This is a genomic window from Bosea vestrisii (assembly GCF_030144325.1).
Taxonomy (GTDB): domain Bacteria; phylum Pseudomonadota; class Alphaproteobacteria; order Rhizobiales; family Beijerinckiaceae; genus Allobosea; species Allobosea vestrisii_A.
In genome coordinates this window covers 2,219,622-2,234,071 of record NZ_CP126307.1, presented here as the reverse complement: position 1 = coordinate 2,234,071, position 14,450 = coordinate 2,219,622, and the positions used below count along the sequence as shown (strand labels likewise).

Genomic DNA, 14,450 nt, shown 5'->3' with positions numbered 1-14,450 from the left:
CGAGGGACAGGCATCCTGGGCGCAGCAAGGCTGCGGCCGATTCAGCTGGCCAGCATTGTCGCACGCAGGATGTGGTCGATCTGGTCGCCTCGCCGGCGCCAACTCGCTTCGCGCAGAACGTAAGTGCCTCCATTCCTTCCCAGCATGGCAGCCCTTTCCGGAGCCTCGGCAAGCATTCTTATCGTTTCCGCAATCCTTGCAGCTGAGGCGGCGGGCACGACGAGGCCTGCTTCAGCCTGTCTGACGATCTCGGCCTGGAACGGCAAGTCGCTTACGATGACCGGGATGCCGCAGGCCATTGCCTCGAACAATTTGAGCGGCGCGACGCCAGCGGCTGAGCGGCCGTCCTGGTCCTCGATCACGCAAAGAGCGGCGAGCGCCCCGCGCAGCAGGGCAGGGACCGCCTCATAGGGCTGCCGGCCAAGCCAGAGCAGGCGGGGATTACCCTTCGCGGCCTCGACCCTGTCGCGCTCAATGCCGTCGCCGACGATGACGAGCCTGACATCCGCCGGCCAGGCCGGCTCCCGCAAGGCTGCGAGCATGGTGCCGATCCCGTGCCAGGCGACGAGGCCACCGACGAAGATCACGTAGCGGCCGGCGATGTCGGCGCGGGGGCCCTCCGGCGTGAACAGATCGGTATTGGCGCCATTGGAGACGGTGCTGACCCGGTCATGCCCGGCGAAGGAGCGGGCCCACTGCGCCAAGCCTTCGGTCACCGCGACCAGATGCGCCGCCATGCGATACTGCGTCCGGTAGAGCCAGGCGAAGAGCGGCGAGAACGGCTTCAGGGCCGGATAGGTCACGCCGATATCGGCGGGCTTGCCGTTGATCTCGTGGATGACGGGCACCTTGCGCCGGCGGGCCCAGAGCGCAAGCGGCAGCGCCATGAAATGTGAGCGAACGAAGACCGCGTCGAACTCGCGCAGGCGGCGTGCCAGGGCAAGCTGGACCCGGCCGTAGTCGAGCAGGCGCTGCAGGAAGGAAGTACGCGCACTCGCCCCGCCACGCGTGGTGGCGAAGAGCTCCACCTGCCAGCCGGACAGCCTCAGGTTGGCGATGATCTCGTCGATATGGGTCTGCGAAGCCTGCCCCGGTCGCGGCGTCTCGAGCGAGAGATAGGCCAGCCGGAGCGGTCGGTTCATGCCACCGCGGCCGTCGGTGCAGCCAGAGCCTCGCGGACCTGTTCGATGATGTAGTCCTGCGTCGCCTCGTCGAGATAGGGGTGCATCGGCAGCGCGACGACCTCCTGCGCGACGCGCTCGGAGATGGGCAGGCCGTTGCCGGCGACGGGGAAGTGCTTGTAGGCGGTCTGCTGGTGCAGGGGCTTGGGGTAGTAGACCGTGGTCGGCACGCCCTTGGCCTTCAGAGCGGCCTGGAAGGCGTCGCGGCGGCCGGCATCGACGCGGATGGTGTACTGGGCCCAGGTCGAAACGCTGTCGGGCATGACGTAGGGCGTGGTGACGAGGTCCTTTAGCGCCGCGGTGTAGCGCGCGGCGACGCCCTGCCGCTGCTCGAGCTCCTCGGCATAGACCTTGAGCTTCTCGATCAGCACGGCTGCCTGGATGGTGTCGAGTCGCGAATTCACGCCGACGCGGACATTGTCGTATTTGTACGAGCCCTTGCCGTGGAAGCGCAGCGAGCGCAGCAGGTCGGCGTGCTCGTCGCTGTCGGTCAGGATCGCGCCGCCATCGCCGTAGCAGCCGAGCGGCTTGGCCGGGAAGAAGCTCGTGGTGGCGAAGTCGCCGATTGCGCCGGCGATGCGGCCCTTGTAGCGGGCGCCATAGCCCTGCGCCGAATCCGAGATCAGCACGAGCCCGTTCTGCTTGCAGAAGGCCTCGATCGGCTCGTAGTCACAGGCTTGGCCGAAGAGATCGACCGTGATCAGGGCGCGCGGCTTGAGCTCATGCTTCCTGGCGGTATCGAGCGCGGCGGCAAGGCCCTTCGGGTCGATGTTGTAGGTCGGCTCGTCGATTTCGGCGAAGATCGGGGTCGCACCCATCCAGGCGACTACTTCGGCGGTCGCTGCGAAGGTGAAGCTCGGGCAGAGCACCGCATCGCCGGGGCCGATGCCGAGCGCCTCCAACACCAGGATCAGCGCGTCGGTGCCGTTGGCGACACCGATCGCGTGCTTGGCGCCGCAGAAGGCTGCGAGCTGGGTCTCGAACTCGCCGACCTGCTCGCCGAGGATGTAGTTGCCGTCATGGACGACCTTGAGGATGGCGTCGTCCATCGCCTTGCCGATGCGCTGGCGCTGGGCCTTGAGGTCGATGAACTCGATCGCGGGACGCTCGCTCATCAGACGATCTCCTCGAGGGTGTCGGGCCCGGTCTCGCGATAGCGCCGGCCGGTTTCGGGGCAGATGAGGTCGGGGCCGAGTTTGGCGCCGTCATGGCTCATCCAGCCGATGCGGCGCGCCGGAACCCCGGCCATCAGGGCGAAATCCGGCACGTCCTTGGCCACCACCGCGCCAGCGGCGATGAAGCAATAGGCGCCGAGCGTGTGGCCGCAGACGATGGTGGCGTTGGCGCCGATGCTCGCGCCCGTCCTGACCAGGGTGCGGCGGAATTCCGACTTGCGGTTCAGAAAGGCGCGCGGGTTGTTGACGTTGGTGAAGACGCAGGACGGGCCGCAGAAGACGCCGTCCTCGAGCACGACGCCGTCATAGAGCGCGACATTGTTCTGGACCTTGCAGCCATCGCCCATGCTGACGCGCGGGCCGACCATGACGTTCTGGCCGAGGACGCAGTCCTTGCCGATCGCGGTCTCGCCGAGGACGTGGACGAAATGCCAGACCTTCGAGCCGGCGCCGATGGTCACGCCGTCGTCGACATAGGCGCTTTCGTGAATCTTCACGCCGGGAAAGCGCGGATCGTCACGCATTTCCGACGCGGCCATCGACGCTCAGCCCTTCAGATACTTGTCGACGAAGGGGTGGCGCTCGCCATTGGCGACGATCGAGGCATTGCGGAACTCGGAGACGACCTCGACGCAGAAGCGGACATCCTCGAGCCCGTAGCCCTTGCCGGCCAGGATCTCCTGGTAGCTGCGGGTGTGCAGGTCGGTGAAGCCGTCGGAGAACTCGACCTCCTCGCCGTCGAGGGTGATCGAGCGGTAGGTGGTCTTCTTGCCCTTGACGTTCTCGGGCAGGTCGTTGGCGTCGACCGAGAGGAACCAGCGCACATCGGCCTTCTCGTATGAGAGCAGGCCGCCGGCGCGCTCGGGCTCACGCAGGCTGGCAGTCTGCGACTTCAGTGGGCCGAAGACGTAGGCCAGCATGTCGAAGAAATGCACGCCGATATTGGTTGCGACGCCGCCCGACTTGCTGTCGTCACCCTTCCAGGAGGCGAAATACCAGCGGCCGCGCGAGGTGATGTAGGTCAGGTCGACCGCGTGGCGCTCGTTCGACTGGGCGATGCGCTCTTTGAGTGCCTGGATCGCCGGATGGAGGCGAAGCTGCAGGATCGTGTTGATCTTGCGGCCGGTGTGCTGCTCGATCTCAGCCAGGCCGTCGATGTTCCAGGGGTTGAGAACGAGCGGCTTCTCGCAGATCACGTCGCAGCCGGCGCGCAGGCCGAAGCGGATATGCGCATCGTGCAGGTAGTTCGGCGAGCAGACGCTGACATAGTCGATGTCCTCGCCGCGCCGGTGCAGCTTGTCGACATGCCGGTCGAAGCGCTCGAATTCGGTGAAGAAATGCGCCTGCGGGAAATGGCTGTCGATGACGCCGACGGAATCGTTGGGGTCGTAGGCAACCTTGAGGTCGCCGCCGACGGCCTTGATAGCCTGCATGTGGCGGGGGGCGATGTAACCGGCGGCGCCGATCAGCGCGAAGCTCGTCATGATTGTCCGTCTCGATCTCGTGCGTCGTGCCGGCCAGGCAGGCCTCGCCGGCGCCGTTCTATCAGGCCTTGAAGACGTTGTCCGCCTTGATGCCGGCGCGGGCGCAGGCATTGCGGGTATCGACCACAAGCTTCGAGCCGGCGACGATCGCCTTGTAATCGACGTCGTCATGGTCGGTCGCGATCAGCACGGCGTCGAAACCGGCGAGCGAGGCCTTGTCGACCGGGGCGCTCTTGCGGCCGGTCAGCTCGGCATGCTCGCGCGTCGGCGGGACCACCGGGATGAAGGGGTCGTGGAACTCGACATGGGCGCCGCGTTTCTCGATCAGCTCGATCAGCTTGAGCGAGGGGCTCTCGCGCATGTCGTCGATGTTTTTCTTATAGGCGATGCCGAGGATCAGGATCTTTGCGTCACTGAGGTTCTTGTGCCCCTTCGAATCGAGCAAAGCGGCGAGCTGGTCGACCACCTGATAGGGCATCCGGGTGTTGATCTCGCCGGCGAGCTCGATGAAGCGCGTCGCGACATCGTATTCGCGCGCCTTCCAGGTCAGGTAGAACGGGTCGATCGGGATGCAGTGACCGCCGAGGCCGGGGCCCGGATAGAAGGGCATGAAACCGAAGGGCTTGGTCTTGGCGGCCTCGATCACCTCCCAAACGTCGATGCCCATCGCCGCGTAGACGGTCTTGAGCTCGTTGACGAGGGCGATATTGACGGCGCGGAAGATGTTCTCGGTCAGCTTCACCGCCTCCGCGGTCGCGGTCGATGAGACCGGCACCGCCTTGACGACGAGAGCGCCGTAGAGTGCCATCGACATGGCGAGCGCATCAGCCCCGTCACCGCCGACGACCTTGGGAATCGTCGAGGTCCCGAAATCGGGATTGCCCGGGTCCTCGCGCTCCGGCGAGAAGGCGAGGAAGAATTCCTCGCCGCTTTTCAGCCCGGTCGCCTTTTCCAGGATCGGACGCATGACTTCGTCGGTCGTGCCGGGATAGGTCGTCGATTCCAGCACGACGAGCTGATCCTTGCGCAGACGCTTGGCGATCGCCTCGGTCGTCTTGACGACATAGGAGAGGTCGGGCTCTCGGTACTTGGTCAGCGGTGTCGGCACGGCGATGAGCAACGCGTCGGGCTCGGCCATGCGATCGAAATCGGTGGTCGCGACGAAATTGCCGGCCTTGGCGCCTTCGATGATCAGGTCCATCGGGATGTGCTTGATCGCGCTGCGACCGGCGTTGAGATCGTCGACGCGCCTCTGGTCGATGTCGAAGCCGACGACCTTGATGCCCTGGCGCAGGGCCGCGAGCGCCAGCGGGATGCCGACATAGCCGAGGCCGACGATGCCGATCACGACCGAGCGGTCGTTGACGCGTTCAATAAATCGCTGCGCGGTTGGCGAAGTCACAGAGCACCCCGGAATGTCGGCAGGCAGGCCCAGTGGCCTCGTTGCTTCGGGCGTGCTTCTTCCAGACTTGCTAAACTACGTCAACATCCGCTTGGGCATGCGCCCTGCTGACCGGCGTGGTTACCACGGCTACCGGGCTGAGATGCCAGCCGGCGTCTAGTCTTTGAAAATGCTCTTGAAATGCCGGTTGATGGCGATGTGGTCGACGACCAACCCGCGGTTGCGCGCGGCGAGGGTCGCAGAGTGCCAATACCAGTCGTCGAAGCCGACATTGAGCCGTTCATAGCCGGCCTCGGCGAGCAGACGCCGCATCTCTTCGCGCCGCGGCTCGACGAAGTTGTGCTCGATGGTGAGGAGCGCGATGCGATGACGCGCAAGATCGATGGTGCGCAGGATATCGAGCTCAGAGCCTTCCGTGTCGAGCGAGACATAGTCGAAGCCGGTCTCGGCGAAATCGCCCATCGTCGCGATCTCGGCGAAGCTGATGGTCTCGACCTGGATCAGTCCATGCGTCGCGGCCGAATGGGCGCGATCCTCGGCATAGCGATCGCTGCCGGCGAATTCGGCCAGGGTGCCGATTTCCTGCGAGGGAATAAAGGACAGGACCTGCCCCGACTCACGGTAGACGGCCCGTTCCAGGCAGATCGCTGTGCGGCTGACGCTCAGTTTGGCGAAGAGGCCGGGATTGGGCTCGACACAGACGCCCTGCCAGCCATGCGCCGTTTCGAGGAAGTAGCTGTTGCTGTGCAGGACGCCGTCGAAGGCGCCGATCTCGGCGAAGCGGCCATCGCGACGGCCATTGCACATGGCGAAGACCCAGCGCTCCTGCTCGATCTGCGAGTTGGTCGGCATCTCATAGGCGACCGCAGGATCGAAACGGCGCTCGTCCAACTCAGATTTCGTCATCGCCGCCCTTGCGCCCGCTGCCCGGAACAAGGCTAGTCGGGCCTCGCCGGAAGCGCCAGTTGGCACTCAGGCCGCAATCCGCGGCGGCGAAGGCGGCATCTCGCGCAGAAAGCGATAGCGGCCATGCTGCTTGATGGCGGCGAGGTCATGCGAGACGAGGCCTGCTGGCCTGATGATCTCGACGCCGACATGGTCGCCATCGAAGTCCAGCACGGCGAAGCCGCAGCGCCCGTCACCGTCGAGCCCATGGCTGCCGGAGAACGCGAGCGACGGCACCCAGAGATGGCGTAGGCCATCGATGCTGCGGTCGCGATACGCGTGCAGGTGACCGCTGACGACCAGCCGGATATCGGCCTTGCAAAGGCGCTGTATCAGCTCGCCACGCGGGGCCGGGCAGAGGGAGGCAGGGCTCGGCAGGGCCTCGTCCGGGCTCTCGACGAAGAGCGGCTTGTGCAAAACGAGCGCGACGCGATCGCCCTTGCTCTCCATGAGCATCGCATCGAGCCAGTCGTTCTGCTCGGCTTCGCGGGCAAGCCCGGAACCGAAGAGCTGCGCGTTGACGCCGAGCAGGGTCCAGCCATCGAGCTGGAAGCGCCAGCGATCGGCGCCGATGGCGTTATCCCAACGGGCGAGGCGGGGCTCGTCGACGATCTGGTTCGGATCCTGTCCCGGTGGCTCGTCGCCGATGTCGTGATTGCCGGGCAATGGCAGCACGGTGCCTGGCAGCGCGGCCAGTGCCCTGGCGGCGAATTCCATCTCGGCGTCGCTATCGGGCCCGTCGATGCAGAGGTCGCCGTTGACGATGGTGCAGGCCGCCTCGATCCGGCCCGCGGCATCGCAGGCGAGCTGCCAGTTCGGCCAGAAGAAGCCATGCGTGGGGGAGAGATGCGGGTCGGAGAGGACGATGACGCGGGTCATGCGAAGCTCAGGTTGAAGGGGCGGAAATCCATGTAGTAGAGCGGGTAGTGGTTCCACTTCACGTCGCGGCGCTTCGCGAAATATTCCCGCACCTGGTAGAGGGTCAGCGCCGGGGCCTCCGCCTCGTATTCGTCCATCAGCGCCAGCCAGAGCCGCTTGCGCTCGGCCGGATCGGTCGCGAGCTTGAGCTCGTCGCTGATAGCGTTGAACTTCACCGGCTGCCAGAAGCCGGCCTTTTGGGTCGAATAGTCCTTCGACAGATTGACCATCAGGCCGCCGCCGAGCGGATCGGGAAAGCGGAACGAGACCGAGATCGGCCGGACATCGGCGCCGGGACGAATCACCTGGGCGACGTTCTCGGCGGCTTCGAGACGGCTCCTGACGCCGACCGCTTCCCACATCTGCTGGACCACCTGCACGGCGAGGTCCATCTGCAGATAGTAGCCCGGCGCGATCCGGATCACGATCTCCTCACCCTTGTAGCCGCCTTCCTTCAGGAGCCTGCGGGCAAGGTCGGGGTCATAGACGTGACCACGGCGGCCGGCGTCGTAATAATCGCCGAAGGCCGGCGTCTGCAGCGCCGCCATGCGCTGGAAATTCGGCCCCCAGAGCGACTTGCCGAGCGTCTCCATGTCGACGGCGTGATTGAGTCCGCGCCGGACGCGCGCATCCCTGACCACCGGGTTGCGGGTGTCGTAATAGAGGATATGCGCAAGATCGAGCACGATCTCGACGCCCTCGAGCGTCGGGCTGCCCCTGAAGGTCTCGGCCTGTTCGGGGAGCAGGTTGGTGACGAGGTCGAAATCGCCGGCATGCAGGCCGGCGAGGCGGGTCGAGGCTTCCGGCACGGCGATGAGGATGATCTGGCGCGCAGCAGGGCGGCCCATCCAGTACTCGTCATGGCTTTCGAGCACGAGGCGCTGGTTGCGCTGGAATGAGGCGATGCGATAGGGGCCGCTGCCGACCGGCTTCTGGCGCATGCCGGCGAGGCCCTGCTCCTTGTAGAATTTCGCCGAATGGATCCAGCCGCCATAGGAGGCCAGGCGCTGCGGCATCGCGACGTCGGGGGTCGCGGTTCTGAACACGACCGTGTCGCGCCCCTCTGCTTCGACCGCAGTAAGGTGGCCGAAATTGACGCGGCCCTCATGGTGCTGGACCTCCTTGCCGTACATGCGCTCGGGCGAGAAGGTCGAGAGGACGTCCTCGGCCGAGAGCACGCTGCCGTCATGCATGCGCACGCCGTCGCGCAGCCTGGCCTCCCAGGTCAGCGGGTCGCGCTGCCGCAGCGAGGTCGCAAGATGCGGCAGCAAATGCTGCCCGCCTTCCGCAGCCTCGCGGTTGAAGTCGCGGCGCCAAAGCGTGTCGAAGACGTTGTAGGTGTGCCGCAACCCGACATTCGAGATCGCTTCGAACGGCTCCAGCGTCGGTGGCAGCGCCTGGACGGCGATACGCAGCACCGGGCGCGTATCGGCCTGCGCCCGCGCCAATCCGGGCAGGAACGCAGGCGCGGCGAGGCCGGCGGCGAGAAGGTTGCGGCGGGTGACCATGGCGGCTCCTTAGGGAGCCGCGACGCTGGTCGCGCGCGGTTACAGCGATGTGACGGCGCTCGAAAAAGGACCGCCAGCGAGGCCTTGCACAAGGCGGGCGAATTGGAGTTCCGTGCCCGGATCGATCTGGGTTTGCGATGGATGATCCGATGGACCCTGGCAGCGCAGACGGCGAGCATACGTGGTGGAGCGATCCGGGCGCGCACAGGCTGCGGCTGAGCGAACTCCCCGCTCACCCGGTAGCGATCGCGGACAATCTGGAAGAGTTCGTCATCCACCATGCGGTGGCGCGCCAGATCGGCTTCGGCGTCCCGGTGGCTGCCGAAGGAGATCGCAGCCTGCGCCGTGTGTCGCTTCTCCTGGGGGAGGTTGTCCGTCGCGACGCGCGTCCACTTTCTGTGCATCGCGCCATCGAAAATTACCTGTACGTCACCTGCCGCGATTTTGCCCTGCTGGCCGTGAGCGCGCTCCGCGAGAGGGGCGTTCCAGCCCGGCTGCGAGCGGGCTTCGCAAGCTACTTCAACCCGGGTTACTGGGAAGATCATTATGTTTGCGAGCACAGTTTCGATGGCGAGTGGGCGGTCCTCGACGCGCAGCTCGGGCCGCGAGCCCGCGCCGGCTTTCGAATCGCATTCGATGTCGCCGACGTTCCGTCCACTGGCTGGCGATCGGCGGCATCGGCATGGCGCGCAGTTCGCTCTGGCGAACTGGACCCGGGCATTGTCGGTTTGGCATCCGCCGGCATAGCAGGCGAGTGGTGGATCGCGGCCTCCATCCTTCGCGACGCCGCGGCGCTCGCGGGAAGCGAATGCCTGCCCTGGGACGATTGGGGGCTGAGCATCTCGTTCCGCGACGCGCGCCGCGTCTCCCCAAAGCAAGCGCGCGATATCGATGCGTTGGCCGAGGCACTCGACCCCGCGCCGCGCAACAGGCAAGAGGCCGAGGCCGTACTCGCTCGCTTCCCTTGGGCGGCGCCTCCGGACGGCGCTTTCGACGCCCTATGAGGTCGGCGGGGAACGAGTCGGCGGCCGTCCAGATCGCCTTCCCCAAACCGGTCGGATTCGGATCTAGTGGATCTCGGGCTCCGCCACCTTCGCCGTGCCGGTGAGGTAGTCGAAATCGCAGCCCTTGTCGGCCTGCTGGATATGGGCCGCGGACATCTTGCCCCAGCCGCGGGGGTAGTCGCGGTCGGGCGGCGACCAGGCCGCGAGCCTCGCCGCGATCTCGGCATCGCTGAGCGCAACCGAAATCGTGCGGGCCTCGACATCGACTGTGATGATGTCGCCGGTCTGCACGGCTGCCAGCGGGCCCTTGATATAGGCCTCGGGCGCGATGTGAAGCACGCAGGCGCCGTAGCTGGTGCCGGACATGCGGGCGTCGGAGAGGCGCAGCATGTCGCGCACGCCCTGCTTCAGCAGCTTCTTGGGGATCGGCATCATGCCCCATTCCGGCATGCCGGGGCCGCCGACCGGGCCGCAGTTCTTCAGCACCATGACATGGTCTGCGGTGACGTCGAGGGCCTCGTCGTTCACCGCCTTCATCATCGCGTCGTAGTCCTCGAAGACCAGCGCGGGGCCGCTGTGCTTGAGCAGGCGCGCCTCGGCCGCGGAGGGCTTGATAACGCAGCCATCGGGGGCGAGGTTGCCCTTGAGCACGGCAAGGCCGTTGGCGGTCGAGACCGGCCTGTCGAGCGGGCGAATGACGTTGTCGTCATAGACCTTGGCGAGCGCGATCGTCTCGGAAAGCGGCTTGCCGGTCACCGTCATCGCGCTGGTGTGGAGCTTGCTCTCGAGCTGCTTCAGCAAGGCAGGGAGCCCGCCGGCATAGAAGAAGTCCTCCATCAGGAAGTCGCCGGAGGGGCGGAGATTCGCGATCACCGGGACCTTGCGCGAGAAGGCGTCGAAATCATCGGGCGTCAGCGGCACGCCGGCGCGGCCGGCCATGGCGACGAGGTGGATGATGGCGTTGGTCGAGCCGGCCACGGCCATATGGACGGTGAGCGCGTTCTCGAAGCTCTCGCGGGTCAGGATGCGGTCGGGCGTCAGGTCCTCCCAGACCATCTCGACGATGCGCTTGCCGGCGGCGGCGGCCATGCGCGGATGAGCGGCGTCGGCGGCGGGGATGGCGGAAGCGCCGGGCAGGGTCAGGCCGAGTACCTCGGCATGGCTCATCATCGTCGCGGCCGTGCCCATCACCATGCAGGTGCCGTGCGAACGGGCGATGCCGCTCTCCATGTCGCGCCAGTCGGCGTCGGAGATGTTGCCGGCCTCCTTCTCGGCCCAGTATTTCCAGACATCGGCGCCGGAGCCGAGCGTCTTGCCGGCCCAGTTGCCGCGCAGCATCGGCCCGGCCGGCACGAAGATGAAAGGCAGCCCCGCGCTGCAGGCGCCCATGATCAGGGCCGGCGTGGACTTGTCGCAGCCGCCGAGCAGCACCGCGCCGTCGAGGGGATGAGAGCGGATCGATTCCTCCGCCTCCATCGCCAGGAAGTTGCGATAGAGCATGGTCGTCGGCTTCTGGTATTGCTCAGAGGCCGACATCACGGGGATCTCGACCGGGAAGCCGCCGGCGGCCCAGACCGCGCGCTTAACCGCCTCGGCGCGGTCGCGCAGATGGGTGTGGCAGGGGTTGATCTCGGACCAGGTGTTGAGGATGCCGATGACCGGCTTGCCCATGAACTCGTCATGGTTCAGGCCCATCTGCAGCGCCCGCGAGCGATGCCCGAAGGAGCGCAGGTCGCTGGCGCCGAACCAGCGCTTCGAGCGCAGCGTGTCGGGCGTCTTGCGGGGATGGGACATCGGCGTTTCCTCGGTGTGTTCTTTGTGAATTCAACGACTTGTCATTCCGGGGCGGCCCGCAGGGTCGAGCCCGGAACCCACGACTGGGTGAAACGACTTTCACTGGACGAGGGGCTCACCCGGTCGTGGGTTCCGGGTTCATCGCTGCGCGATGCCCCGGAATGACAGAGGTTATTCCGCTGCCGCCCGCTGCGCGCCCCAGCTTCCGACAATCTTGCGCAGTTCAGCGCGCTCAGCCTCGTTGAGTTCCGGCAGGCCCGGAAGGCGCACGGGGCCGACCTTGGTGCCGAGCAGGCCGAGCGCCTCCTTGACCACGGTGACGTTGGCGCCGTTGCCGTATTTGGTTCGCAAGGTCTCGAAGCCGGCGATCTCGTCGACGAGGCGGCGAGCGCGGTCGTAGTCATTGGCCTCCAACGCCCGCCAGATCGCCAGCGAGCGTTCGGGCGCGACGTTGACGAGGCCGGAGGTGAAGCCGCGGGCGCCGAGCGCGTGGAAGGGCGCGGCCCAGCCCTCGGCGAGGCCGCAGATCCAGTTGGCGCTGGTGCCTTGCGTGGCGCGGACGCATTCGGCGAGCAGCATCATGTTGGGGGAGGCGAACTTGACGCCGGCGACGTTGGGATGGGTCGCGACACGGGCGAGGTCCTTCACGCCGATCGCATCCGAGCGGATATAGGCAACGAGCGGGATATCCAGCGCATCGGCGATGGCGAGGATGTAGTCAGCCTGGCTCTGTGGGGCGGCGAAGGGGTCGAGCGGGTGATGCACCATCACCGCATCGCAGCCGGCCCTGGCGGCGAGCTTGCCGGTCGCGATTGCCTCCCGCAAAGACCTTCCGATGCCGGCGGTGACCAGCGCCTTGCCGGCGGCAGCTTCCGCCGCGACCGCGTGGCTGCGCACCACTTCATCGGTCGTCATCGGGTAGAACTCGCCCGTATTGCCTGCCGAGACGATGTTGTGGATGCCGGCATTCGCGATGCGCGCGACGATCGTGCCGGTCAGCGCCCAGTCGGCCTCGCCATCGCCCTTCCAGGCGGTGACATGGACGCCGGAAATGCCGCGCAGCGCGCTGCGAACCTTGTCATTCATCGTAGTCCAATCCTTCCGCATCGGCGCCGAAGACCTGGCGCACATGGCTCTTGGCGGAGCGCACGATATGGCTGCGCATGCGCTGCTCGGCCCGGGCCGGCTCATGCGCACGCAGCGCCTCGAAGATGCCGCGATGCTCCTCGAACCCTCTGGCCCGCTCACTCGGTTCGCCCAGCAGGGCGATACGCTGGGCATGGTCGTACATACGCTGGCCGTCGAGCCGGCGTTCGAGATAGCCGCAGCCCGAGATACGGTGGATCATGCCGTGATAGGCCTCGTTCAGGTTGACGAGGTCTTCCAGGTCTCCGTGCTCGGTCGCGTGGGCCATCTCGTCGATCAGGCGGCCCATCCCGGCGATTTCGGCATCGGCGATCCGATTGGCGGCGATATGCGTCATGACGCTTTCGAGCGCGGCGCGGCCGAGCGCCATCTCCAGTGCCTGCCGGGCCGAGAACTCGACGAAGACGCCGCGGCGGGCCTCGGTCCGCACCAGCCCCTCGCTCTCCAGCATGCGGATCGCGTCCTTCACCGGCGTGGTCGAGACGCCGAGCATGTCGGCGAGCTGGCGCTCGTTCAGGCGCTCTCCGTCGCGGAAGCGGCCGGAGACGATCGCCCGGCGCAGGCGCTCATGCACGTGCTCGCGCAGCGAGCGCAGCAAATGCGGCGAGACGGGTTCGATCGCGAGCGCTTCCGACATTCAATTTCCTCTGGCGTACCGTCGAGCGATTCCGCCTCGCGCCAGTTCCTCGCCATTGCCTCACCAGACATCACAAAGCGCAAGTGACATCAAGTCTGAAATTTCAGATTTCAAATCTGAAATTGCGTGCTATGCAGTCGAGCAAGACGGCCGCAAGACGCCGGAACGGCATGGGCCGGATGGAAATGACGAGGGAGGATTGGATGACATCGATCACACGCCGCAGCCTGCTCGCCGCAGCCGGCGCCATGCTGGCCGCGCCTGGCTTTACACCGGCCTTGGCACAGAGCGGCTATCCTGGAGGCAGGGTCGTCACCATCGTGGTGCCGTTTGCCGCGGGCGGAACGACCGACCTGCTCGGCCGCATCGTGGCGGATCGGCTCAGTGCCAGACTGAATGGCAAGTTCATCATCGAGAACCGCGTCGGAGCCGGCGGCAACACCGGGGCGGCGGGGGTCGCACGATCGGAGCCCGACGGCTACACGCTGACGCTCGGCACGGTCTCGAGCCATGCCATCAACCCGGCGGTCTATACGAAGATGCCTTATGACCACATCAAGGACTTCGCGCCGATCTCGCAGCTCGCGAGCGTGCCGAACATCCTGATGGTCAATCTCGACTTGCCGGCCAAGACGGTGCCGGAGCTGATCGAGCTCTTGAAGAAGAATCCGGGCAAATATTCGTTCGGCTCGTCCGGCGCCGGCACCTCGACCCATATGGCCGCCGAGCTGTTCAAGGTCTCGACCGGCACCGATATGGTCCATGTGCCCTACCGCTCGAGCGGGCAGGTAACGCAGGATCTGCTCTCCGGCCAGATCCAGATCACCTTCGACAACATCACCATTGCCTGGCCGCATGTCGAAGCCGGCAAGATCCGGGCGCTCGCCACCGCGACGCCGAAGCGGCTTGCCGTCGCGCCCGACCTGCCGGCGCTGTCCGAGTTCATCCCGGGCTACGACGCCAGCTCCTGGCACGGCTTCTTCGCCCCGTCGAAGGTTCCGCCGGAGATCGTCGCCAAGCTCTCCACCGAGACGCAGGCGATCATGCGCGAGCCGGCGGTGATCGAGCAGCTCAAGAAGCTCGGCGTCGACCCGGTTGGCTCGAGCCAGGCCGAGTTCACCGCCCATATCGCCAACGAGACCAAGCGCTGGGCCGAGGTGGCGCAGAAGGCCAACGTCAAGATCGAGTGACCGACCGCGCGATCATTCCGCCATCGCGGCCGTCTGACGCGACTGTCTGCGCTTCCGGTGCTCACG

13 protein-coding genes are annotated in these 14,450 nt (G+C 66.3%); 2 read left to right on the top strand and 11 right to left on the bottom strand.

The genetic code is table 11. The annotated features are described in order from the left end of the window. Positions 1-41: 41 nt before the first annotated feature. The 8 genes from QO058_RS11170 to QO058_RS11135 all read right to left on the bottom strand — a co-directional run bounded on the left by QO058_RS11170 (position 42) and on the right by QO058_RS11135 (position 8,613). Complete coding sequence (locus QO058_RS11170) at positions 42-1,142, bottom strand: glycosyltransferase family 4 protein (RefSeq protein ID WP_284172080.1); 1,101 nt, start codon at positions 1,140-1,142, stop codon at positions 42-44. Beyond that, positions 1,139-2,296 (bottom strand): DegT/DnrJ/EryC1/StrS family aminotransferase, encoded by a 1,158-nt coding sequence (locus QO058_RS11165; protein WP_284172079.1) that lies wholly within the window; start codon positions 2,294-2,296, stop codon positions 1,139-1,141. Before QO058_RS11165 ends, QO058_RS11170 begins: the two co-directional genes overlap by 4 nt. Beyond that, the gene (locus QO058_RS11160; RefSeq protein ID WP_432212037.1) at positions 2,296-2,895 is read right to left on the bottom strand and encodes an acyltransferase; all 600 of its coding nucleotides are present in this window, start codon (positions 2,893-2,895) and stop codon (positions 2,296-2,298) included. Before QO058_RS11160 ends, QO058_RS11165 begins: the two co-directional genes overlap by 1 nt. A gap of 6 nt (positions 2,896-2,901) precedes the next feature. Next, a complete protein-coding gene (locus QO058_RS11155) occupies positions 2,902-3,840 on the bottom strand; it encodes a Gfo/Idh/MocA family oxidoreductase (RefSeq protein ID WP_284172078.1) in 939 nt (312 codons plus the stop codon). Positions 3,841-3,901: 61 nt separating this feature from the next. After that, positions 3,902-5,242 carry a nucleotide sugar dehydrogenase gene (locus QO058_RS11150; protein WP_284172077.1) on the bottom strand — a complete coding sequence of 447 codons (1,341 nt, stop codon included), beginning with the start codon at positions 5,240-5,242 and terminating at the stop codon, positions 3,902-3,904. A 156-nt stretch (positions 5,243-5,398) separates the two neighbouring features. Then, a complete protein-coding gene (locus tag QO058_RS11145) occupies positions 5,399-6,148 on the bottom strand; it encodes an FkbM family methyltransferase (protein WP_284172076.1) in 750 nt (249 codons plus the stop codon). A gap of 66 nt (positions 6,149-6,214) precedes the next feature. Next, positions 6,215-7,066 (bottom strand): metallophosphoesterase family protein, encoded by an 852-nt coding sequence (locus tag QO058_RS11140; protein WP_284172075.1) that lies wholly within the window; start codon positions 7,064-7,066, stop codon positions 6,215-6,217. Beyond that, positions 7,063-8,613 carry an ABC transporter substrate-binding protein gene (locus QO058_RS11135; protein ID WP_284172074.1) on the bottom strand — a complete coding sequence of 517 codons (1,551 nt, stop codon included), beginning with the start codon at positions 8,611-8,613 and terminating at the stop codon, positions 7,063-7,065. Before QO058_RS11135 ends, QO058_RS11140 begins: the two co-directional genes overlap by 4 nt. Positions 8,614-8,762: 149 nt before the next feature. Here QO058_RS11135 and QO058_RS11130 point away from each other — a divergent pair, with 149 nt between their 5' ends. Continuing rightward, on the top strand, positions 8,763-9,617 hold the full coding sequence (locus QO058_RS11130) for a transglutaminase-like domain-containing protein (protein ID WP_284172073.1): 855 nt from the start codon (positions 8,763-8,765) through the stop codon (positions 9,615-9,617). Positions 9,618-9,680: 63 nt separating this feature from the next. On the opposite strand, the gene araD is transcribed toward QO058_RS11130, so the two are convergent. From araD to QO058_RS11115, 3 genes are all read right to left on the bottom strand, one after another. After that, the gene (gene araD, locus QO058_RS11125; protein ID WP_284172072.1) at positions 9,681-11,411 is read right to left on the bottom strand and encodes an L-arabinonate dehydratase; all 1,731 of its coding nucleotides are present in this window, start codon (positions 11,409-11,411) and stop codon (positions 9,681-9,683) included. 171 nt (positions 11,412-11,582) lie between these two features. Then, positions 11,583-12,497: a dihydrodipicolinate synthase family protein gene (locus QO058_RS11120; protein WP_284172071.1), complete on the bottom strand. Its 915-nt coding sequence runs from the start codon at positions 12,495-12,497 to the stop codon at positions 11,583-11,585. Continuing rightward, positions 12,490-13,194 carry a GntR family transcriptional regulator gene (locus QO058_RS11115; protein ID WP_284172070.1) on the bottom strand — a complete coding sequence of 235 codons (705 nt, stop codon included), beginning with the start codon at positions 13,192-13,194 and terminating at the stop codon, positions 12,490-12,492. The genes QO058_RS11120 and QO058_RS11115 overlap by 8 nt, the downstream gene beginning before the upstream one ends. 203 nt (positions 13,195-13,397) lie before the next feature. On the opposite strand from QO058_RS11115, the gene QO058_RS11110 reads away from it, so the two are divergent. Beyond that, positions 13,398-14,384, top strand: coding sequence for a Bug family tripartite tricarboxylate transporter substrate binding protein (locus QO058_RS11110; RefSeq protein ID WP_284172069.1), 987 nt, complete (start codon positions 13,398-13,400; stop codon positions 14,382-14,384). Positions 14,385-14,450: the final 66 nt, after the last annotated feature.

What these genes read in the sequence shown, in the direction of transcription:
- QO058_RS11110 (WP_284172069.1), top strand. Translation starts at nt 13,398, where the DNA reads ATGACATCGATCACACGCCGCAGCCTGCTCGCCGCAGCCGGCGCCATG.
- QO058_RS11160 (WP_432212037.1), bottom strand. Translation starts at nt 2,895, where the DNA reads ATGGCCGCGTCGGAAATGCGTGACGATCCGCGCTTTCCCGGCGTGAAG.
- QO058_RS11145 (WP_284172076.1), bottom strand. Translation starts at nt 6,148, where the DNA reads ATGACGAAATCTGAGTTGGACGAGCGCCGTTTCGATCCTGCGGTCGCC.
- QO058_RS11140 (WP_284172075.1), bottom strand. Translation starts at nt 7,066, where the DNA reads ATGACCCGCGTCATCGTCCTCTCCGACCCGCATCTCTCCCCCACGCAT.
- QO058_RS11170 (WP_284172080.1), bottom strand. Translation starts at nt 1,142, where the DNA reads ATGAACCGACCGCTCCGGCTGGCCTATCTCTCGCTCGAGACGCCGCGA.
- QO058_RS11115 (WP_284172070.1), bottom strand. Translation starts at nt 13,194, where the DNA reads ATGTCGGAAGCGCTCGCGATCGAACCCGTCTCGCCGCATTTGCTGCGC.
- QO058_RS11120 (WP_284172071.1), bottom strand. Translation starts at nt 12,497, where the DNA reads ATGAATGACAAGGTTCGCAGCGCGCTGCGCGGCATTTCCGGCGTCCAT.
- araD (WP_284172072.1), bottom strand. Translation starts at nt 11,411, where the DNA reads ATGTCCCATCCCCGCAAGACGCCCGACACGCTGCGCTCGAAGCGCTGG.
- QO058_RS11165 (WP_284172079.1), bottom strand. Translation starts at nt 2,296, where the DNA reads ATGAGCGAGCGTCCCGCGATCGAGTTCATCGACCTCAAGGCCCAGCGC.
- QO058_RS11155 (WP_284172078.1), bottom strand. Translation starts at nt 3,840, where the DNA reads ATGACGAGCTTCGCGCTGATCGGCGCCGCCGGTTACATCGCCCCCCGC.
- QO058_RS11130 (WP_284172073.1), top strand. Translation starts at nt 8,763, where the DNA reads ATGGACCCTGGCAGCGCAGACGGCGAGCATACGTGGTGGAGCGATCCG.
- QO058_RS11135 (WP_284172074.1), bottom strand. Translation starts at nt 8,613, where the DNA reads ATGGTCACCCGCCGCAACCTTCTCGCCGCCGGCCTCGCCGCGCCTGCG.